This window comes from Chromobacterium sp. LK1, from assembly GCF_001043555.1.
GTDB classification, from domain to species: domain Bacteria; phylum Pseudomonadota; class Gammaproteobacteria; order Burkholderiales; family Chromobacteriaceae; genus Chromobacterium; species Chromobacterium aquaticum.
In genome coordinates this window covers 1-17,851 of record NZ_LDUI01000041.1, presented here as the reverse complement: position 1 = coordinate 17,851, position 17,851 = coordinate 1, and the positions used below count along the sequence as shown (strand labels likewise).

Sequence of the window (17,851 nt, the reverse complement as noted above, 5' to 3'; positions counted from 1 at the left end):
TGGTTGGGTTAGCGACGGGCCTTGGCGAAGGCGCGGTCCCATGCGCTGTCTTGCACGGCCTTGCGGCTAGGGGGCGCACCATCGGAGGCGCCTAGCTGCGGGTTACGCGCGGCTCGTCCTGCATTGCCAGCCGGAACGCCTGCCGGCGTATCGCGCAGCACAGCCAGCGCTTCGCGGCGGGTCATCGAGCTGTTGAATGCCAGGTTGGCGGCCAGCACCGGGTTGCGAGCGGCATTTTTGCAGCCGAAAATAGCGGCGCAGCGGGCGCGTTCACGACGACGAGCTCTGGCGATAGCACTTTTGCCACGCATCTCGTCCTCATCATCCTCGGCATCCGGATCGCTATCGCGATCATCATCTTCGTCCGCGTCCGGTTCTTCGCCACGCTTGGCCCTCTTGCCGCGCTTGCCTTTGTCGCTGTCGCGGTCATCCTCGTCGTCCCGGTCGTCGCCCTCTGCACGGCGACTGCGTTTGCGGTCGTCTTCGTCATCGTCCTGACCTTCTTCGGCGCGGCGGCTACTCTTGCGGTCATCGTCGTCCAGATCGTCATCTTCTGCGCGGCGGCCGCCTTTGCGCTCTTCGTCGTCATGGTCTTCGCCCTCGGCGCGACGTCCACGGGCACCGGACACGCCGGCAAGGTGGGCAAAGGAAAGGCTGCCCGACAGGCGGGAAAGAAAAGACATAAATACCTCCAGATGTTTAGCCCAGCTTGGCCAGCAAGGCACGGAATGCGGCGTCCGGCGCCATGACGGCGTCAGCAAAGCCGACTTTGACGCCAGCAGAACCCATGAAGGTGCCAGCCTGGGTGCTTCGTACTGCGCGGGTGGGAATCCCCCGGTTGCGGGCGACGGTCTCGACAAAAAGCTCCCCCATCTCGTCAACATCCGACTGAATATCAGCCAGGGCCTCGGATGAGAGCGGCCTTACATCACTGCCGTTTGCCTTCTTATCGCCGTAGTGAATGATGGTGACGTTGACCCCGGCGGATCCGAGCGCCTTTGACATATCGACATGCATGCAAATCACGCCCACGCTTCCGGTGCCTCCAGTGCGCGGGACGATGATTCGGTCAGTGGCGCTGGCCAGCGCGTAAGCGGCGCTATAGGCGTTTTCAGTCAGAATCGACCAGATAGGCTTCTCGCCACGTGCGGCGTAGATGGCGTCGGCCAGGTCAAAGCAACCCGCCACTTCGCCGCCAGGCGAGTCGATATCGAACACGATGCCATGCACTGAGTCATCCGCCAGCGCCAGGCTGAGGTTGGCGCGAATGCCGTCGTAGCCCGTCATGCCGGAAAACGGAGACATGGTGCCCAATTTCTGCACCAGCGTGCCGCTGACCGGGATGACCGCTACGCCGGCAACCACTTGGTATGGCTTGTTCTCAGCCGGTGAACCGATATCGCCATCCCAGCTTTCCAGCGCAACAACGCGACCATCCGCATGAAATAGGCGCGCCAGGCCAAACCGGTCGGCCAGCGCAGCCATGACCACCTCGGCTTTTTGCGGGGTAATGGCCAGCGGCACGTTGAAAAGCCGCTGGGCCAGGTGAGGGTAGTTGATCATTGCGGGGTCGCTCTTTCTTCTGGGGTTGAGGCCTCTGTGGCATCGGCGCCATACCACTTCGGCGCGGGGAGTCCTGCGTCCTTGAACTTCTTGGCCTCTAGGGCGCGTTGGTCGATGACTTCCTCGTAGTCGAGTCCTTGTTCAGAGCATTCCTTCTTCAATGAAGAAAGAGCAGCGTCCATTTTTAGGACAGAGCCCTGCGGCTCTTTGACCGGATCCACCCAGCCGCGGCCTACGCTGAGCCAGTCGCACCGCGCATACTGCGTGCGGAACTCCAGAAAATCAGGCGCGTTGCGCGGCAGCGGAAGATCGCCGTTGTCCATCGCCTCGTGCAGCCAAGTGGCGTACATGGGTGATGCCGTGCCGATCTTGAACTCGGCGCGACGGCGCTCCAGTGTTTTCCAGCTTTCCAGTAGTGCCGCGCGTGCGGATGAGTAGTTGGTGCGTGACCAGTCCTGCGTGATCTGCTCCGCTGAAACACCGGAGGCGGCGGCAAACGTCAGTTGCATGGCTCGGACAAACTCGCCGAACCCACTGTGAGGGTGCGCGGACGCTACGGTTTCAATGGATTCACCAGGCGCCAATGTGGGGATGCGCGCGCCATTGAGCATTACCGGCCGCGCCGCATGGAATTCCGCGCGGAGATCCTGGTAAGCCGAAAGCTCATCGGTGCCGTTGATCGCTTCCTCGACTTGTGCTGCATCGAACGGGCTGGTGATGTAAGTGCCAAACGATGATGCGATGGTGGCCGCCTGCAATTCAACGCCGTAGTAGCGCGCCAGCATCTTGAAGCGGCTCAGCACCGACGTAAAAATGCCTATGCCACGGTTCTGTCCGGCTCGATCCCGCTCAAAATCGTGAATCACGCGCATCCAACCATCTTGGTCTTCTCGCTCGATCCGCTCCCACTCGTTGGACTCGATTGCGTTGTACCAGTCGTTCTGGTGGGCTTTTCGGAGGTGATAGGCAATAGGCACGCCATCGTCGTCTATCTCAACTCCGTTTCGTAGGTATTTGGTATCCACCATCTGGAAAGGATTGGACAGGCGGTCCGGGTCCACTACCAAGTAACAAGTGGCATAGCGTGCACCGCCTGGATATACCCGATCCGGCTTCCAGTAGTTAACAATCAGGCTATCCCCGTCCACCAGTTTGTGGCGCAATCCCAACCGTAACTGTTGCGATACAGTTAATTGACGCGATAGGTCGTTGTAGCGACCGATATCATCGGCAAAACCTCGCCACATTGCTTCAGTAGCCCGTTGAAACTCATTGGCCCATTCCGCATCGAAAGCCGTGATTCCGGTCAGTGTGGCCAGGGCGCGGTAATCTGGCATGGCCGAAAGGCGCATCGACACACCAACGGTGTTGTCCAGGATACGAGTGACGGCACCCTGGGCCAGCCCATCGTTTCGCACCAAGTCGCGACTGCGTGCAACCATCCGATCGCGGAATTGGTTGATTTCCGCATCCGGCGAGCGAATCCAAGGCAGCCAGTCGCCCATCTCCTGCGTCGTCCAACTGGACGCGTCGTATGGGAATGCCGATGTCCCTGCCAGAGGCAACCCCTCAGTCCTGATGGTTGACTCGTTAACAGAGGAGCGCGCCGGAGGGAGCGGGCGGCCATCCGATCCCAGTAGAGTGAATTGGTTGTCCATTAGAATACCGGTCGGATGGGCCTGCGCCTCCTCATTCCCAGCGCATACATCAATGAGTTGATGTGCTGCTGCAGCTGGGCCAAGTTGGCGCGGGTGTAGGTTACGGATTTGGTTCCATCGCCCTGTGTGTATGAATACGACTCACCCATGGAGCCTGTGCTAAGGCGGTGAAGCGCTACTTGTGCCTCAGTCAGCCACTGCTGCAGCTGTGCCTGGGAAATGCCGGTGAAATTATTGATTTGAGGCGTAAACACTTTGGCTCCTATGCCATGCGGCGGACGAGTGATCGAGGCTTAGAGGTCAACGGCTTTACCTCCGCAGCAGCAGGGTTATGACTGACGGGCTGCTCCACTTTCGAAGCGGTTGATGTTGAAAGCTGATTGAGCTTTAAGCCGAAGTGCAGCAAGCCACACAAGGCGCCATACGCGTAGACGCGGCAATCGCTCGCCTCGTTGGCCTTATTGGATGGCTGCTCCCAAACCCGGTAACGAGCGCCTCCGACTTCTTTCACCACAATTCGCTCAGCCGTTAACTGGGCGAAGTAGTTGATGTCTCGATCAGCAGGGAAATGCATGTAGCCGGGGCCTGGCGCATCGAGTTGAAGTCGATTTCTGATGGTGTCCTTGGCGGCGTTTACTCCCAAGATAATGGGGCGGAAAGATGCCTTGGTTCGCGAGCGTGGGCGTTTGGTTGGCCATACAGGGTTTCTTTGCCCGCTACGCGCAGATTCACCTTTGATAGCCCAGACCTTGCGTCCGAGACGAGCTTTTGCAAACTCGTATACTGCTTGGGTGTGATGACCGCCTGAGTCGATACAGGTAGCCATCGCGCCAAACCCACGACCATCGTTGCGATGCCATATCTGTTTCAGATACTCATCCAGTTGCTTCTGGGTTTCGGGCTCACTCATTTCCCCATCGATCACGTGGTAGTCGATGGACCAGGACTCTTCGTTACGTCCCCAGCCGACAACCTCCATCTCCAAGCGATAGTCTTGGACGTCCACGCCAATCGTGATGGCCGCGACACCTTCCGGAACTGCAGCTGGCCAGACTTCGCCGCGCGCTACCAGCGCTTCCAGTCTTACTTCTTTGCCGGAGTGAGGTCGATGCGGCAGCCCCATCTGCGTATTCCACCAGGCCTGCTCTCTGTCAGGATCGCCTTTTGCGGCCAAGTACTTCGCGGCAATGTCAGATGGCTTATCTTTCTGCCAAGGGCTGAACAGCTTGCTGGCCTGGTAGCCCGCATGAGCGTTGTCTACCCCCCAACTGCCGCATTCAGGGCACTTGGCGCGGTAGACGGCGTGACGCTCGCTTGCCCACCAATCCCAGACCGAAGTAACCGGTCCTTCCTGCTGTTTTGCCTGCTCATATAGATCCAGCGGAGAGTGGCGCTGACCGCAGCATTCAAATGGTCGAGTCTGGTGCCAGCGCACTGTTTGAAGTGCGCGCAGGCGTTCCCCCTCTGACCAGCCGGCGCCACAGCAGTCGCAATAAATACGCGCGGTTTTCGGAGCGTGCTTTCCGTCAGGTTTGTCCCAGTTGACGTGTTTGAAGAAGTCCAGGAAAACGCGGGCGGCACAGTGTGGGCATTCGACCGAGGCTTTTCGTTGATCCGACTCAGCATAACTATCGGCAATCCGGCTCTCATCTTCCAGAGTGGGAGAGCACGCACGGACGGAGAGCCAGTTGACGTCGAATGTTGCCGTCCTCTCTTCCGCCAGCGCGATAGGGTCGCCCTCGCGAGTGACCGGGTACTTGTCCACCTCGTCGGCCAGCAGGACACGGATAGGGCGCCGCGCCAGGTTGTCAGGACTACCGGCGCCAGCCAGGGCCAGGAACCCGCCAGGGAAGGACTTGTAAAGCAGGGTTTCGTCTGCGCTTCGGGTTTTCCCGCTTCCAATTAGTTCGCGTAGAGCCGGCGTGACACGGATCAGCGGGCTTATGCGTTCCTTGGAGAACTGCTCCGCAGACTCCTCTTTGGGCTGCAACAGCAGGATGGGGCAAGGATCGAGGTGGGCAAAGTAGCCAAAAACATTCTCGATCAGCGCCGTTTTCATCAACTGCGTGCAGCACATCGTTGTGATCACGTGGACGCCTGGTTCTGTAACCGCAAGCATAGGGCCGCGGGCGACCTCTACAGTCGCCGTTTCCCAGTTGCCTGATGTGCTGCCGGCTTCTTTTGCCAGTTTGCGATACCTGTCCGCCCACTCAGGAACGCTGATCCGTGGAGGGGGGGTCCAGCCATGCTGAAAGGACGCACGCAGTGCGTCAGCTTTCTGCGCTGAAGTCCCCCTCGGGTTCGCCGAGCTGTTGAATGTGCTTGTGGACATGCTCGGTCAATACCTCTGTTACGCGGTCGGCCTCCAGTCCGAGGTCGGCGGCAACAAGAGGCCCGACGCGGGCCGGCCAGTTAAGCCATGCGTCGCGCGCCGCCCTGGCGCATTCAAAAAGCACCCCTTTGGCCAGACCCAGTTCAATCAACAGTCCGGACTTCTGTTCGTATTCCAACTGGCGGAGCAGGGCGAGATAGTTTTCCTTGACGCGCAATGCCTCGGCATAGTCGCGATCCGGCGCCGCGCCACTGGCAATCATGCTGCGCGCAGTGTCCTCAATCGATAGATTCGCGCCGTCATCCGGTGCGAACTGCGAACTGCGAACACCCTGCGAACTGTTCGCACTTGTGTTCGCAGTGTTTGCACCCTTTGCATTGGCCTCTCGCCATGCAGTGCCGACCAGTCTTGAATCAAGCTTCCCACCGTCCGAAAGCACCAGCCGGCCTTGTTTTACGGCGCGGCGCACCAGTGTGTCGGAGCAATTTTCACGACGCGCAAATTCTCTGAGCGATATCAGTTCAGACATGGGTGCGAACACCTTTCAGGACCTATAGCTGGGGAGGAATCGCGGCGCGCAATGCCCGTGGAACTCTACCCTCTAGGAAGGACCCATTGGAACTACCGGCCTGATGCCAGGGCCTTGGCCAGCGCGCGCCCCATCTCGCGATTGAAGTGCCGGTTGACCAAGGCCGCGGCCAGCTCGTGGTAACCCAGATGAGTCTCCACCGGCAGTGCATCGCCGAACCGGATCAGCAGCTTGAGATGGCCGCGCTTGTCGTCCATCACCTCGTTCAATCCGCGCAGCTTCTTGCGCTTGCCGGTCAGCAGCGTCACGCGACGCGGATCAACTGGCCGCTGCCACACTCCATTCACGATGCCGCGCTTGGTCTTCACCTTGCCGATGAAGATGTCCGGCCTGGCCTTGAGCCTTGCCAGCGTGCCGCGCGACAGTTGTCCGTATGCGTTCTTCTTGATGTCCTTCGGGTTCAGAAGCGCGCGCCCGTTGAGGACGTGCTCGCCACCCGTCTCGTAGGGAGCGAGGTAGCGCGCGGCCTGGTCCTTGATAAAGACCATCGCCTCCTGATTGCTCTTGCGCGCACCGCGCATGCCCACGCTGTTGCGCGTGAACGGCGAGGGGTTCTTCAGCTTGTTGCGGAGTTGCTCCGTCTCTCCGGTCTGGACAATCTTCGCTACAGCAGTAAGCGCTTGGGCGGTGGCGAATGGAAGCTGGTCGCGCGCGGTCATGGATAGTTTGCGCCGCAGTTGCTGGACGTTGGAGCGGACGGAGATAAATGGCGCAGACATGACGCCCCTCTCTGGATCGTTACTTTTTACGTGGGGGCGCCTTCGGCGGGTTCGGCCTTGGCCCCGTCGGAAAAGGATTAACACCGACCGGCATCTGCCGCGGCGGAGGAGCAAACGAAGGGTTGGTAGCAAACTCCTCAGCGAGATGGCCTTGAGTGGTCAGTAGGGCTCCAAACTCTTCCACCGTCGCATCGCGCCACCGGAAGTTCCAGCGCCTTTGCCATCCCCAGATCGTTCGAACAATTGACCAGTCCGCCACCTCGATTTGCAGAATCATCTTGCCGCGCCAGTTGCGGCGAAATCTCCAACGACCTGTTTGCATGGTCATACCCTTACCAATTCGGGCACCTTGTACCGCGGGACAACGATGTAGTCGTCCGGCTGGTTGCGCTCCAGGTAGTCGAAGCGGATCGTCTTGGGCCCGATTTCGGCGACGCGCGCCGCCCGGCCGGATGCCATTAGCACGTGCTGGCCTTCGCGCAGATGGCAGGCGTCGAGGACTGCGCGGGTGTGTTCCATGTGCATGGCTATTTCCCCAGCAGCAATGCCTTGGCTTGCTTCCACGTATCTGCGGTGCAGCTATCGATTTTCCAGAAGCCAGGATGGATGTGATCGTCAATCATCTGACGAATGCCATCGCTTTGCAGATACCAGGTCATCGCAGTGGGCCTCCAGAAACGCAAAAGGCCCACGCGAAAGCGTAGGCCTGGAATGCAAAAAGCCCGAACTGGACGTAGTTCGGGCTGCTGCAAAACAGTGTAGAAAATTTCACGCGGCAGCGCAAGTACTTTTGTGGAAAGCCGCGTGGCGCTTGGCGTTGAAGCGATTTGCATGTCGCACCAAATCAAGCAACTGGATCTCGAGCACATCCAGGGCCTGGTTGAAGTGGCGGGAGAGGGTGCCGAACGCCTCCTGCTTGCGTCGCGTTGTCGTTGCCTCGGACAGCATGAAGGTCTCGGCGATGTCCCGTTGGTCGCGCGCCAGCACTTGATCATTCGCCCAGCCGCGGGCGAGCTCACGACGTAGAGCGGTGGGCCAACCACCCGGCAACAGCTTGGCGGCCTCGTTGACTGCCCTGGTGTCCGCCGTGAAGTATGCAGCCAGCACCTGCTGTTCGCGCGCCGGCAGCCTGGCCACCTTCGCGAGGATGTCCACCGCCAGCATTTTCAACTCGTCCGGGGTCAGCGCGCCGAACTCGCGCGGCGCCGCCTCGGCGAACTTCTGGACCTTCACCGGGATTGCCTCGGACATCTGAAACGCCCATCCCACCAAGCTCCTGACTGTGCTGAATTGCATATTGTCCCCGATCCAAAGTGTGTTGTTATTCAGGCGGCGAACAGCGCGCCCTGTGTCTGCGGCTTTGCCATCTGCGTGATGGTCACCACCACGCGGGCCGGGCCGTCCGGCTCCATCACTTCGCCGCTGTCGCGCTTGATCAGCTTGTCGTCGCCGAAAGCAATACCCTTCAGCGCGTCGTTCAGCACCTTGCGGGCGTTGTCCAAGTCGATGCACTGGACACTATCCCACCAGCCCTCGGGGTCTTTGGCGGCTCGCCTGGCCCAGTCTTGCGGGCGCTTTGCGAACAGCTGGATGTCAACCTGAACCCGGCCGCCGATCGGGCGAATGACGCCGGCTCTGTAGGCGATCATCTGGACAGCGGACTTGTAGGCTTTGGCCTCTTCGCTGACCACCACCACGGCGCGTTTCTGGCCACGCGGCACGAACGAGCGCCAGTAGCGGTTCGCGCTGATCGGGTAGGGCAGGATCAGTGTGATTTGGCGGACGGTCATGCCGCGTCCTCCATGGGGTTGGTTTTCGTCAGGAACGGCACAAGGGACTCGGGGACTGGCTTGCGCGAGTCTTTGATCGCTTCGGCCGCCATACGCTTGCCATGCATCCCGCCCTTGTAGACGCCTCGCGCGGTCTCGTCGGCGATGGCGTATGCCCATTCCAGCTTGCGCACGTTGTCACTCGGGAAGCGCATGCCTCGCGCTGCCCGCTTGACCTGAGCGATCTGCACTTCGGCCTCTTCGCGGGTCATCTTCGGCGCCTCAAGCTGGGCCTGGTTGTACTCCGGCGCTGGTGGGCGGATATCGCGGGAGCAGCAGGCCGTTAAAAACTCGTCGCAGGATGGTGGGTGCTTGAACGTGACCTCCAGGCCGTGCTTGACGTCAGCAGCGGACAGGTTCCGCAGCTTGTGAGCCCACACGTCCATCGCCTCCAGTACGCCGACGTCGTGGCCGTCATTCGGGCCGCCTTCGACCAACTTCCCCGTTCTGAATTTTTCGAGGAACACGCTTCCGAAACTGCCGCGGAGAACGCGGAAAATCTCCCGCACCGTGGCGCGGTCAAGATGGGATCGCTTCATAGCTGCCTCCGGTGGTGAAGTATTGATCGCCAACGCCGATTGCGTCGGCTGCGGCGGCGCGGCCAGCATCAGCGCCTGGACGGTTTGCGGCTCGGACCTTGGCGTCAGTTACACGCTGCCGGTCGGCGTTGAACTGCTGCTGGTCGAGCATCCACTTGCGGAATTGAGCCTGCCAGGCTTGCAGGTCGGCACGGGTCTCGCGTCGGGCTTGGTAGTGGGCAACGAAGCGATCGACTTCGGTCGCCAGATCCAGGCCTGACGATTGTGCTTTCGCCACGTCAACCCGTGCCGGTTGAAAGTCGTCAGGGACGGTGAGGCCATCGCCGGTGTCGCGCGAGCTCTCACCCACCGAACGTAGTGAGGTGGGTTTATCTGTATCTTTATCTTTATCTAGCGGGACATTGCGTGACTCGTCGTGACATTGCCGTGACTCTGGTTGTGACCCTAAACGCTCTTTGGCTTCTCTCTGACGCTGGCGCTGTTCTCTCTTCCGCTCTGTTGCTGACTTTGCGCCGGTTTCTTCGTTGCCAGGATCTTCGCGTTTTGGTTGACGCCCATCCCATCCGGAGAGCTTATTTCCGTCCAAAACGCGGCCTTGCATCGCGTCTTGAATGGCCTTGATTGCGTCCTCTGTCACGTCGAGAGCGCTGGATAAATCTTCTGCCGTGACAGTCACGTGACCTCGCGTGACATTGCGTGACGCATCGACCAGCAAATGCAGATAGACGGCTTGCACAAGGGCAATTGGTTGCCCTGAGATGCGGCTGATCGTCCGCCATTTGGGGTCGTTTGGCATGTCGTGCCAGAGCCTGAGCCATTGGTTGCTCATAGCGTGCCGCCTTGCCGAAAGTCGGATTGGGTGACATCCCAGATCGGTATATGCTGTTGTCTCTCACAACGAACAGCACCGAAAGGGATGTCATGAAGCTCGATAGGCGTTATCAACGCAAAATTCTCGAAATGCTGGCAGGCACTTTCCCAGGCCTGCTTAGCAGAGAAGACTTTGCGCAAATTGAGGAGGAGATGAGCGAGGACGTTTTTGTTGCTAATGCCAAGTATCTTGAAATGCATGGGCTCATCCAGCCTGGATTTTGCAGCATGTGTATGGATGGCAGTTTTGTTATTAACATTGGCCAGCTGCAAATTACGCACGCAGGACTGGACTTCCTCTCTGATGATGGTGGGCTCAGCGCGATCCTTGGCGTGGTCAACGTCAAATTGCATGCTGACACCATCCGAGATTTGCTGGAGGTGAAGCTGGCTACTGCCGACATCTCTCCAGAAGAGAAAAAGACGCTCATAGGCCATTTGAAAGACCTCCCCGCAGAAGGCCTAAAGCACCTGACCACGCGTTTGATAGACCTGGGGCTGGACAACCTGCCGGCCGCACTTCCACTACTTCGAGCACAGCTCGGTTTCTGAGCTCCGCATAGGGCGCCAGTACCAGCCAGCCGATGTTGTTGCCGGCGGAGTCGTGTAGAGCGAGATTCACCTTCTCCTTGACCGGGTGTTGCACGGCCAACAGGAGGCGAGTCTCGCCGTTTCCCTTCGGCTCCAGCCAACATTCAATCGGCAAGGGCTGCTCCCACGCCGGCGAAGTAATGTTCAGGTTGAATTCTTCAGAATTGGTCTGCATAATCACTCCAGTTATCTGCATAACCCCCGTGAGCGGCTGCAACCGCAATGACCGGGGGTTTTGTTTTTCCCGCGACGCCGCGGGCGACTTACTTCCCCAATTTCTTCCGGCGCCGGCCGGCTACTGCCTCCACCGTTGCCGGCTTCAGCTTTCGCGCGCCAGGCAGGTCATAACCAATAAACTTGGCTTGGGTGTCCCCAGGCCTGAAGATCACCAGCACCGCGTCAAACGGTGCCTTCTGTGCTGCGCCTACGAACTGCAGGCGAGGGCGCAGGCAGCGCACCTCGGAAGCCAGAAACACGTTTCTGTGCCACCACAGCACCGACAAACGAGCCGGAACCAGGCAGACGACCGTGGCGCCGCGAAGGCTGCTCAGTCGGGCCTTGTCCATCCAGCGTTTGGTGACGTGGCCAAACGGCGGATTCATCCAGACCACCTCATCGCTCCAGTCTTTTTCGAGGCCGTTGTCGGCCTTCGTGTAGTACTGGGCGCACTTCGCCGTTTCCGCTGTGGCGCACACATCCACGGTGAACTGGAACTCGGCGTGCAGGGCGTCGAACAGGTCCTGTGGCGTTTCCCAGTCGTCACGCGCGCTGCGGAAGTGGATCGAGGTGTCAGTCATCACACATCTCGGACAGCTTCAGCAGCATGCAGGCCATGGCTGAGATCGTTTTGCGCAGCTCCTGGGGTTTGTGCTCAACACGACGCCACCAGCGGCGCAAGTCATGCTCGGCATTGCTGCCTTTCACCATGCAGTACAGCTGCTGGATCACCATCTCTTCTGGGGTGCTGCCATCACACTTCTTGGGCACCACGTCGTGGTCAATCTGGTCGGCCAGCACTTGCAGGGTTCGGGCGTCGCGGGTGACGCTTATCAGCCGCTCCAACTCTTCTGCATTGAACTGCCCCGATCCTGGCTGAGCCTTGTCCGGCTTGATCTTGTTGCGGAACGTGTTCGGATTGACGTTGCAGATCATGGCCAGCTCTTCCTGAGTGCCCTTGTACGCGTCGACCGTGTCGCGGATGGCCCAGTTGAGGCGATCGCTCATCTATCGTCTCCAAAAGTTAATTCGAAAAAAATGATCATTTTCTAGAGAAAAGATCATTGACATACTTCACTCAACAGCTGGCGCGGGCGAGTTCGACTTTGCCCAGTCTTCCTTATCAATCTGGTCCAGCTCAGGGAAGCGTCTGATTAACTGGTATGCGCTGCCATCGGGAACGGTCTCGCCCCACTTGGCAACTGCAGCAGTGGAGACGCCTAGTGATCTGGCGATTCGGGACTTTGTGCCGCGGCCAGGTCCAAAGTACGAAACAACAATGGCGGTTCTCATACTGGTGATGATAACTATGGTTTACAGTCAATGCAATCCTGGGTTTGCAAAATATCCGCTAACCTTGGTTATCATGGAAAACAATCTTGGAACCCGGATTCGCAAGGCGTTAGACGTCCTAAGCGAGAAGACTGGGAGTAAAAAAACACCAAACTGGCTTGCTAACCAGGTTGGAGTGTCACGGCCCGCTGCTTACAAGTGGATGAACAACCCGACGGCTGGGATTGATGGTGAAAACCTCTACAAAGTCGCTAAGGCACTTCAAGTCAGCGCGGATTGGCTTGCATCCGGAAAAGGTGAGATGCAGCCGGAAGCTGGTAGTGGAGGGTACGTGGTAGCAAACTCGCTGGAAGAGTTGGTGCGCCAGGTGAAGGAGAAGGGGCCTGATGAAGTGTTGCAAGCGATCAGGTTGCTTGCCGAAAACAGCCAGAAATTGCCAAACTAAAAGGCGACCATGTGGTCGCCTTTTTTTATTCCATTGCCCTGAAAAGTTCGTTCAGTTTGCTAAGAAGTGCCTTTGCCTCACCTCCATACTTGAGTTTTAGCTTTCCTGCCTTGTCAATCCTGAGGCTTACGAACGCCCGATCTGTGTTGCTGTATAGGGGGGTTGCCCTGTAGTGATGGCAATTCTGAGCATGAATACAAGGTGCTGCCGCGCTTCCACAAGTCATTTCCACTCCGTTCGTTATTCGTTATCGGCCGCCCATGAACTGGGCTGTGGGAGTAGTGTGCGACGAGAGAATGCAAAACGCGAAATGTGAACAGATTTTGCTCTGTATATATTTGCTACATTTTTGTAGCAAGAAGACCTTCGGCAAGAGTGATCATGGCGTTGACCTGGCTGGTCTGTAGGTCAGTAGACATTGCAAACAAAATCTGACAACGCATCATGTGGTCGTGGTCGATTTCTGAGCCGCGCAGCAAGTGATCCACGCTGACGTTCAGGTATGCGGCGAGTCTGGATATCTGTTCAGCATCAGGCATTTGGGATTTTAACCAGCGATTTACAGTAAACCTGCTGATGCTGAGATGAGCGGCTACGGCTGTGACTGTTGTGCCACGAGCCTCTATTGCAGCTCGTAGTCGGGTGTGGAACGTCTCTTCTGGCACGTGCGCATGTTAAGCGTTTTTACTTAGTTTTAACAATAGCAGTGCCAGGTAGTGCTAGCGCACACTTTTGTTGCAGAACGAGTGACGCGTATGCGCAACAGTCCAGGTCGTCGCGGCCAGGATCAGCGACGATCCGCTTGTTTCTGCAGGAGTAGGGTCAGGAGGCGACCGGCTTCTTCTGGGCCGCGGGCAAGAAGTTGATCTGCAAGATCTTCAAGGCTGTCCGCAGAGATGTAAGCGGCGCCAGGTTCTGGTATGGGCCGCTTGGGCTCTTTCCCAGTTTCAAGCCATTGAGGGCTCACGTTCAGGGCCTTTGATAGGGGTAGCAAGTGAGTGGTGCCTTTGCTCATGCCATTCTCAAGTGCTGATACAGTGCCGCGGGTCACGCCGGCTTTCCTGCTGAGCACCTCTTGAGACCAGCCTCGCGCGATGCGCTCTTCCCTGATGCGTTTGCCTCGTCCGTTCATCAAGGCATTTTCGACGACCGGGGCGATACAATGCTTTCGAAGTTCGATTGCAGGCTATCGTATTGCTCGTGAAAAAGCCCGCGCGCAGCGGGCTTGCTGGGTTACTTCTGGGGCTGCGGTGGCGCCGCTATCAACTTATCCAGCTTCTTGTCGATCACGTCCAGGCGCTCCTCCCGTTTCTGTAGGTCGTTCTGGGCCTTGTCGATGGCCTGCGCGGTGTTCTTTCCGGACTCGAATGAGGTAACCATGTTGCTCAATACTGTTGAATTGAAGGCAGCAACCCCAAGAACAATTGCAAGCACCGTCGAGAGGGCGGTAACAATGATCGTCGTTTTTAGGCTCTTGATGGAGTCTTGGGTCTCTTTGCTTGCCGACAAGAACCCATCCATCTTGTCCTCGATGCGCTGCACCCTGGCATCCATCTTGGTCTCGATGGTCTCCAGTTTGGCTTCGAACTCTTCACGTGTAGGTGCGGTGCTCATGTGGTCATTATGAGGCGGCCCGCCGCCGCCTTCAAGGGTTTGAGGGGCTTGTTCTCGTTTGCCACGGGCCTCACCAATATCATGAACTGGCATTTTTGGCTTCCAGATAGTCTCGCATCTCCATGTAGCTGCAGCTGGAGCACTTGTAAATGTGATAGGTGTAGCTTGGTGAAAAGCTCGCATTTACAACCGTGATCGTCGCTTGTCCCTCGGCTTGGAAAGTGCTGATGGTTGCGCTAGGGGCGGCCCATATCGCCGGTAGTCCATTTGCGTTTTTGGTAACTACAAGTTCGCTGTCGCAGTGCGGACAACTAATTTTCTCTTTTGGCATTTAGTGTCTCTTGCTCAAGGCGCTCTGATATCGGACACGTCGCATAGAACAGGGGTCAGATGATGCCCGGTGGTTGCGTGAAATAGAGCGCACTGTACCCTGGCCCTTTTACCTTTCCACCGCTTAAATGCTTGCCATTGATCCCTGTCTTTCAGAACCAGTTGCATGAGTTTTATCCCTTGTTCTGGCATTTCATCCATGTCTGGATCTTGATTATTCGCAGGGGACACATTGATCGGCATATCAAGCTTAAGTGCTGGAAAGGTAATCATCTTCTCTTTCCCATTCGTGCAGCAGTCCATCCCCTTCTGATCTACGAGCGTTCCAACTAGACCTGTCATCTTCCCGTATTGAACGTCAAAAGCCATGGCCGAGGTAACGGACAAAGCAAGTGTGAGGCCTACTAAAGCGACTTTCATGTGCGGCACCAATGCGCTGTGACGTTGGCATTTTACCCTGCAGGCTGTGTGTCATAAATGCAAACTGGAGTTAACAAAAAATGAAACTCAAGTTGACGTTTGTGGAAACTATGGTTTACATTTGTCTCACCAGCCCAGCACACCGGGCACCGATCCTTAACAACCCAGTTCAACCGCCCACCGGGAGCAATCCCGAAACGGTGCCTGCAAGACGACAGTAAGGCCAGTGTGTGTGGAGAGTCATCAGACCGGGTGCAAGCGCGTGAGCGCTCCTAACGGCACAACGATCCAGTTTCAACATGCTGACGTGGATGTGGGGATAGCGCCCGGCGAGGGCGTCAGCACGAGCAAAAGCGCAAACCCATCACAACGAGCATTCATGGTGGCGCATCGCCAAACACAAAGTACCACTCAAACCAATGCGCGATCCGGGAGGCAGAGGCTAAACCCGGACGATGGCAAGGGCCTTAAATCGCAGATGAGGTGAGGGTGGTGTGGAGTGAATCGCCGCTTCTAAACGAGGCGGCACATTGAAGCGGCGGCGTGGAAAGCAGACACGCACAGCAACAGCGCTCCGAGCTGACCTGAAAAACCGGAGACGTGGTTTTCGCCCCGCATAGGGGCGTTGTAAAGATAATCGGCGGGAAACGCAGCGCCACGACTGCCCGCAGAGAGAAAGGCGATGTCGGCCTTTGAGGATCGCCGGAGTAGCGCCCGGCCCGCTTCAATGTGTGATGCAGCAAACAGGTGAGAGCGGCCTGCACAAGAACGGCTTCCGGGGCCAGTGTGGCCCCACCAGTTTCCCCCGCAGTACCTTGGCCGCCCGCACTCACCCCAGCCGGGCGGCTTCTTTTTGGAGGTCACAGCATGCCTCACTTCATGATCGGCTGGCTCAGCGACGCCCAGGCGCAGCAGTTGCGCGCCAACGGCGAGTGTTTGCGCTTCATGTGGTTCAGCCGCCGCGGTACACCGGTTCACCAAGTCGTGAGGGCGCGATGAGCTATGCCCTTCAAACCATCGCCATCAGCGTGGCCATCGTGCTGCTGCTGGCGCTGCAACCTTTTTGGAGTTGATCACCATGAGCCTGCAAAACCTGTCTTGCAAAGTGCTTGCCGACCTGAACCGGCACGGCGCCGCGATGGCGGCGGAAGAGATGGACCACCTGGCCGTCGAGCACGAAACCGACCTAATGCTTGCCGATCCCGATTGCTGCCGTGCGATGGGCGAGCGGTTTTTCCAAGAGATGTATGAGAGCGGCCGCCCGGAAGCGCTGGAAGCCTTGTACCTGTTCCTGGGGCAAGACCTGCTGCGCAAAGTGTTTGACTGCTGCCCAATGGGTGAGCAGCTGCAGCCGCTGGTCGCTGCGGTGCGCACTTTCAACACCGCTGCGGCGCGCGACCAGCTTGACAGCCGGGCAGACGATGAACGGGAGGCTGCGTGATGGTCGACTTAGTCAAAATGCTATCCCATCGCAAGGGCGATGGCTGCACCTACCGGCCAAATGCTGGTGAGGTCTGCTTGATCTCTGGCCCGAACTGCGACAACGAAAAAGGCTACACCTACTTGGAGGTCGAAGTTCTCTGGAAGGACGAGCTCTTTGTTGTATACCGCCACAAAAACTGTTGGCCGGTAGTCAATAAATGGGAACACATCAGGGCCCAGCCACTCGTGACCGAAGGTGGTTCTGAATGATCGGACACAACACCGAGCTGCGCGACTTCATCAAGATCGCCCAGGGCGCCAGAGCCAGCGAGCTTGTCCCCAAGGTGCGCAGCAAGCCAGAAACCCCGGAACACCGCCGCAGGCGCGACGACTACTGGCAGCGCCAGCTGGAGCGTGAGCTCGCCGGCGAAGACCCAATCAACGACAACGACAAGGCCGCCTAAGCGGCCTTTTTCACGCCCACAGGGCGAGGAGTAACCATGACTGCAATCTCGCGCGAAGAATGGCTCGCACTGCGCAACACCGGCATCGGCGGCAGCGACGCCGGCACGGTGCTGGGTGTGAACCGCTACAAGCAGCCGCTGCAGCTCTACAAGGAGAAGCGCGGTGAGATCGAGGCTGACGACCTGAGCGACAAGCTGGCCGTCCGGATCGGCAACGGACTGGAAGACTATGTCGCCCAGCTCTACAGCGAGGAAACCGGGCGCAGGGTTGAGCGCTGCTCGACGATGCTTCGCCATCCGGAACATCCGTGGATGCTCGGTAATCTGGACCGTCTGGTATGGGAAGGGGATAAGCGGCCACAGCACAAGGGCCAGATCCGCACGCGCCACATTCTGGAGTGCAAAACCACGCTGAGCCGCTTCATCGATTCCGAAGCTTGGGGGCCATCAGGGACCGACCAAGTTCCCATCCATTATCTGGCGCAGTGCCAGCACTACATGGCAGTGACCGGCGCCGAGCTGTGCGACCTGGCGGTGCTGATGTCGGGCCCGGATTTTCGGATTTACCAGATCAAGCGCGATGACGACCTGATCGCCAACATGGTTGAACACGAGGCGGCTTTCTGGGACCGCGTCCAAACAGGCAAGGCGCCGGAACTGGATTGTGATCACGCGACCACGCCCGACCTGCTGGCCAAGCTCTACCCGGGGACGAACGGTGAGGAAATAGTCCTGCCGGACAGCGCCGCTCACTGGAAAGCAGTCATGGACGAGGCGAACGAGCAGAAAAAACTGTACGAGGCCGTGGCCACCGGCGCCAAGAACCACTTATTGGCTCAGATGGGAGAGGCTGCCGTCGGCAAGCTGCCGGACGGCTCGCAGTTCACCCGCAAGGCCATCTCCCGCGGTTCTTACACAGTTGACGCCGTGACCTATATCGATTTCCGCCACAAGAAG

General features: G+C 58.3%; 28 protein-coding genes. 7 read left to right on the top strand and 21 right to left on the bottom strand.

Annotated features, from left to right (window positions below):
• Positions 1–8: 8 nt before the first annotated feature.
• From VI26_RS18050 to VI26_RS24680, 14 genes are all read right to left on the bottom strand, one after another.
• Positions 9–683 carry a hypothetical protein gene (locus VI26_RS18050; RefSeq protein ID WP_053074495.1) on the bottom strand — a complete coding sequence of 225 codons (675 nt, stop codon included), beginning with the start codon at positions 681–683 and terminating at the stop codon, positions 9–11.
• 16 nt (positions 684–699) lie between these two features.
• Positions 700–1,563 carry a S49 family peptidase gene (locus tag VI26_RS18045; RefSeq protein ID WP_048411147.1) on the bottom strand — a complete coding sequence of 288 codons (864 nt, stop codon included), beginning with the start codon at positions 1,561–1,563 and terminating at the stop codon, positions 700–702.
• Positions 1,560–3,068, bottom strand: a complete 1,509-nt coding sequence (locus VI26_RS18040) for a phage portal protein (protein WP_197081526.1) — start codon at positions 3,066–3,068, stop codon at positions 1,560–1,562. Before VI26_RS18040 ends, VI26_RS18045 begins: the two co-directional genes overlap by 4 nt.
• 152 nt (positions 3,069–3,220) lie before the next feature.
• Positions 3,221–3,475: a gpW family head-tail joining protein gene (gene gpW, locus VI26_RS25350; RefSeq protein ID WP_197081525.1), complete on the bottom strand. Its 255-nt coding sequence runs from the start codon at positions 3,473–3,475 to the stop codon at positions 3,221–3,223.
• Positions 3,476–3,483: 8 nt separating this feature from the next.
• Positions 3,484–5,553 (bottom strand): phage terminase large subunit family protein, encoded by a 2,070-nt coding sequence (locus VI26_RS18030; RefSeq protein ID WP_082151145.1) that lies wholly within the window; start codon positions 5,551–5,553, stop codon positions 3,484–3,486.
• Positions 5,492–6,082, bottom strand: coding sequence for a hypothetical protein (locus VI26_RS18025; protein WP_048411143.1), 591 nt, complete (start codon positions 6,080–6,082; stop codon positions 5,492–5,494). Before VI26_RS18025 ends, VI26_RS18030 begins: the two co-directional genes overlap by 62 nt.
• A gap of 92 nt (positions 6,083–6,174) precedes the next feature.
• Positions 6,175–6,861 (bottom strand): hypothetical protein, encoded by a 687-nt coding sequence (locus tag VI26_RS18020; protein ID WP_048411142.1) that lies wholly within the window; start codon positions 6,859–6,861, stop codon positions 6,175–6,177.
• A gap of 19 nt (positions 6,862–6,880) precedes the next feature.
• The gene (locus VI26_RS24685; protein ID WP_156183944.1) at positions 6,881–7,183 is read right to left on the bottom strand and encodes a hypothetical protein; all 303 of its coding nucleotides are present in this window, start codon (positions 7,181–7,183) and stop codon (positions 6,881–6,883) included.
• 2 nt (positions 7,184–7,185) lie between these two features.
• Positions 7,186–7,386 carry a hypothetical protein gene (locus tag VI26_RS18015; protein ID WP_048411141.1) on the bottom strand — a complete coding sequence of 67 codons (201 nt, stop codon included), beginning with the start codon at positions 7,384–7,386 and terminating at the stop codon, positions 7,186–7,188.
• Between the two features lie 2 nt (positions 7,387–7,388).
• The gene (locus tag VI26_RS25200) at positions 7,389–7,520 is read right to left on the bottom strand and encodes a hypothetical protein (RefSeq protein ID WP_255360822.1); all 132 of its coding nucleotides are present in this window, start codon (positions 7,518–7,520) and stop codon (positions 7,389–7,391) included.
• A gap of 109 nt (positions 7,521–7,629) precedes the next feature.
• Positions 7,630–8,112: a hypothetical protein gene (locus VI26_RS18010; RefSeq protein ID WP_156183943.1), complete on the bottom strand. Its 483-nt coding sequence runs from the start codon at positions 8,110–8,112 to the stop codon at positions 7,630–7,632.
• Positions 8,113–8,186: 74 nt separating this feature from the next.
• Complete coding sequence (locus VI26_RS18005) at positions 8,187–8,651, bottom strand: RusA family crossover junction endodeoxyribonuclease (protein WP_048411139.1); 465 nt, start codon at positions 8,649–8,651, stop codon at positions 8,187–8,189.
• Positions 8,648–9,229 (bottom strand): hypothetical protein, encoded by a 582-nt coding sequence (locus VI26_RS18000; protein ID WP_048411138.1) that lies wholly within the window; start codon positions 9,227–9,229, stop codon positions 8,648–8,650. The genes VI26_RS18005 and VI26_RS18000 overlap by 4 nt, the downstream gene beginning before the upstream one ends.
• On the bottom strand, positions 9,210–10,058 hold the full coding sequence (locus VI26_RS24680; protein ID WP_156183942.1) for a hypothetical protein: 849 nt from the start codon (positions 10,056–10,058) through the stop codon (positions 9,210–9,212). The genes VI26_RS18000 and VI26_RS24680 overlap by 20 nt, the downstream gene beginning before the upstream one ends.
• 92 nt (positions 10,059–10,150) lie before the next feature.
• On the opposite strand from VI26_RS24680, the gene VI26_RS17990 reads away from it, so the two are divergent.
• Positions 10,151–10,651 (top strand): hypothetical protein, encoded by a 501-nt coding sequence (locus tag VI26_RS17990; protein ID WP_048411216.1) that lies wholly within the window; start codon positions 10,151–10,153, stop codon positions 10,649–10,651.
• 302 nt (positions 10,652–10,953) lie between these two features.
• On the opposite strand, the gene VI26_RS17985 is transcribed toward VI26_RS17990, so the two are convergent.
• The 3 genes from VI26_RS17985 to VI26_RS25345 all read right to left on the bottom strand — a co-directional run bounded on the left by VI26_RS17985 (position 10,954) and on the right by VI26_RS25345 (position 12,199).
• On the bottom strand, positions 10,954–11,487 hold the full coding sequence (locus VI26_RS17985) for a DNA N-6-adenine-methyltransferase (RefSeq protein WP_082151144.1): 534 nt from the start codon (positions 11,485–11,487) through the stop codon (positions 10,954–10,956).
• Positions 11,480–11,914 carry a phage regulatory CII family protein gene (locus VI26_RS17980; protein ID WP_048411136.1) on the bottom strand — a complete coding sequence of 145 codons (435 nt, stop codon included), beginning with the start codon at positions 11,912–11,914 and terminating at the stop codon, positions 11,480–11,482. The genes VI26_RS17985 and VI26_RS17980 overlap by 8 nt, the downstream gene beginning before the upstream one ends.
• 66 nt (positions 11,915–11,980) lie before the next feature.
• A complete protein-coding gene (locus VI26_RS25345; protein WP_082151152.1) occupies positions 11,981–12,199 on the bottom strand; it encodes a Cro/CI family transcriptional regulator in 219 nt (72 codons plus the stop codon).
• On the opposite strand from VI26_RS25345, the gene VI26_RS23360 reads away from it, so the two are divergent.
• Positions 12,186–12,644 carry a helix-turn-helix domain-containing protein gene (locus tag VI26_RS23360; RefSeq protein ID WP_053074493.1) on the top strand — a complete coding sequence of 153 codons (459 nt, stop codon included), beginning with the start codon at positions 12,186–12,188 and terminating at the stop codon, positions 12,642–12,644. The two genes, VI26_RS25345 and VI26_RS23360, sit on opposite strands and share 14 nt — an antisense overlap.
• A 341-nt stretch (positions 12,645–12,985) precedes the next feature.
• Here the strand turns inward: VI26_RS23360 and VI26_RS23975 are convergent, their stop codons facing one another.
• From VI26_RS23975 to VI26_RS17960, 4 genes are all read right to left on the bottom strand, one after another.
• Positions 12,986–13,309, bottom strand: a complete 324-nt coding sequence (locus tag VI26_RS23975) for a helix-turn-helix domain-containing protein (protein WP_082151143.1) — start codon at positions 13,307–13,309, stop codon at positions 12,986–12,988.
• A gap of 122 nt (positions 13,310–13,431) precedes the next feature.
• Positions 13,432–13,776, bottom strand: coding sequence for a helix-turn-helix domain-containing protein (locus VI26_RS25340; protein ID WP_043632719.1), 345 nt, complete (start codon positions 13,774–13,776; stop codon positions 13,432–13,434).
• Between the two features lie 101 nt (positions 13,777–13,877).
• Complete coding sequence (locus VI26_RS23355; protein ID WP_156183941.1) at positions 13,878–14,351, bottom strand: hypothetical protein; 474 nt, start codon at positions 14,349–14,351, stop codon at positions 13,878–13,880.
• 252 nt (positions 14,352–14,603) lie between these two features.
• On the bottom strand, positions 14,604–15,008 hold the full coding sequence (locus VI26_RS17960; RefSeq protein WP_082151142.1) for a DUF4431 domain-containing protein: 405 nt from the start codon (positions 15,006–15,008) through the stop codon (positions 14,604–14,606).
• Positions 15,009–15,875: 867 nt separating this feature from the next.
• Between VI26_RS17960 and VI26_RS25195 the strand changes: the two genes are divergently transcribed.
• From VI26_RS25195 to VI26_RS17940, 5 genes are all read left to right on the top strand, one after another.
• Entirely contained in the window at positions 15,876–16,007 is a 132-nt protein-coding gene (locus tag VI26_RS25195) for a hypothetical protein (RefSeq protein WP_254894529.1), read from the top strand.
• A 79-nt stretch (positions 16,008–16,086) separates the two neighbouring features.
• Positions 16,087–16,449 (top strand): hypothetical protein, encoded by a 363-nt coding sequence (locus VI26_RS17955; RefSeq protein WP_156183940.1) that lies wholly within the window; start codon positions 16,087–16,089, stop codon positions 16,447–16,449.
• Entirely contained in the window at positions 16,449–16,700 is a 252-nt protein-coding gene (locus VI26_RS17950; protein ID WP_048411132.1) for a hypothetical protein, read from the top strand. Before VI26_RS17955 ends, VI26_RS17950 begins: the two co-directional genes overlap by 1 nt.
• Positions 16,697–16,894 (top strand): hypothetical protein, encoded by a 198-nt coding sequence (locus VI26_RS17945; RefSeq protein WP_048411131.1) that lies wholly within the window; start codon positions 16,697–16,699, stop codon positions 16,892–16,894. Before VI26_RS17950 ends, VI26_RS17945 begins: the two co-directional genes overlap by 4 nt.
• A gap of 36 nt (positions 16,895–16,930) precedes the next feature.
• On the top strand, positions 16,931–17,851 hold a 921-nt coding region (locus tag VI26_RS17940; protein ID WP_048411130.1), incomplete at its 3' end, for a YqaJ viral recombinase family protein.

Coding starts and splice junctions, on each gene's coding strand:
- VI26_RS18050 (WP_053074495.1), bottom strand. CDS start 683: ATGTCTTTTCTTTCCCGCCTGTCGGGCAGCCTTTCCTTTGCCCACCTT.
- VI26_RS18045 (WP_048411147.1), bottom strand. CDS start 1,563: ATGATCAACTACCCTCACCTGGCCCAGCGGCTTTTCAACGTGCCGCTG.
- VI26_RS18040 (WP_197081526.1), bottom strand. CDS start 3,068: ATGGGCGACTGGCTGCCTTGGATTCGCTCGCCGGATGCGGAAATCAAC.
- VI26_RS18030 (WP_082151145.1), bottom strand. CDS start 5,553: ATGTCCACAAGCACATTCAACAGCTCGGCGAACCCGAGGGGGACTTCA.
- VI26_RS18025 (WP_048411143.1), bottom strand. CDS start 6,082: ATGTCTGAACTGATATCGCTCAGAGAATTTGCGCGTCGTGAAAATTGC.
- VI26_RS18020 (WP_048411142.1), bottom strand. CDS start 6,861: ATGTCTGCGCCATTTATCTCCGTCCGCTCCAACGTCCAGCAACTGCGG.
- VI26_RS24685 (WP_156183944.1), bottom strand. CDS start 7,183: ATGCAAACAGGTCGTTGGAGATTTCGCCGCAACTGGCGCGGCAAGATG.
- VI26_RS18015 (WP_048411141.1), bottom strand. CDS start 7,386: ATGCACATGGAACACACCCGCGCAGTCCTCGACGCCTGCCATCTGCGC.
- VI26_RS25200 (WP_255360822.1), bottom strand. CDS start 7,520: ATGACCTGGTATCTGCAAAGCGATGGCATTCGTCAGATGATTGACGAT.
- VI26_RS18010 (WP_156183943.1), bottom strand. CDS start 8,112: ATGTCCGAGGCAATCCCGGTGAAGGTCCAGAAGTTCGCCGAGGCGGCG.
- VI26_RS18005 (WP_048411139.1), bottom strand. CDS start 8,651: ATGACCGTCCGCCAAATCACACTGATCCTGCCCTACCCGATCAGCGCG.
- VI26_RS18000 (WP_048411138.1), bottom strand. CDS start 9,229: ATGAAGCGATCCCATCTTGACCGCGCCACGGTGCGGGAGATTTTCCGC.
- VI26_RS24680 (WP_156183942.1), bottom strand. CDS start 10,058: ATGAGCAACCAATGGCTCAGGCTCTGGCACGACATGCCAAACGACCCC.
- VI26_RS17990 (WP_048411216.1), top strand. CDS start 10,151: ATGAAGCTCGATAGGCGTTATCAACGCAAAATTCTCGAAATGCTGGCA.
- VI26_RS17985 (WP_082151144.1), bottom strand. CDS start 11,487: ATGACTGACACCTCGATCCACTTCCGCAGCGCGCGTGACGACTGGGAA.
- VI26_RS17980 (WP_048411136.1), bottom strand. CDS start 11,914: ATGAGCGATCGCCTCAACTGGGCCATCCGCGACACGGTCGACGCGTAC.
- VI26_RS23360 (WP_053074493.1), top strand. CDS start 12,186: ATGGCGGTTCTCATACTGGTGATGATAACTATGGTTTACAGTCAATGC.
- VI26_RS25345 (WP_082151152.1), bottom strand. CDS start 12,199: ATGAGAACCGCCATTGTTGTTTCGTACTTTGGACCTGGCCGCGGCACA.
- VI26_RS25340 (WP_043632719.1), bottom strand. CDS start 13,776: ATGAACGGACGAGGCAAACGCATCAGGGAAGAGCGCATCGCGCGAGGC.
- VI26_RS23355 (WP_156183941.1), bottom strand. CDS start 14,351: ATGCCAGTTCATGATATTGGTGAGGCCCGTGGCAAACGAGAACAAGCC.
- VI26_RS17960 (WP_082151142.1), bottom strand. CDS start 15,008: ATGAAAGTCGCTTTAGTAGGCCTCACACTTGCTTTGTCCGTTACCTCG.
- VI26_RS25195 (WP_254894529.1), top strand. CDS start 15,876: ATGCCTCACTTCATGATCGGCTGGCTCAGCGACGCCCAGGCGCAGCAG.
- VI26_RS17955 (WP_156183940.1), top strand. CDS start 16,087: ATGAGCCTGCAAAACCTGTCTTGCAAAGTGCTTGCCGACCTGAACCGG.
- VI26_RS17950 (WP_048411132.1), top strand. CDS start 16,449: ATGGTCGACTTAGTCAAAATGCTATCCCATCGCAAGGGCGATGGCTGC.
- VI26_RS17945 (WP_048411131.1), top strand. CDS start 16,697: ATGATCGGACACAACACCGAGCTGCGCGACTTCATCAAGATCGCCCAG.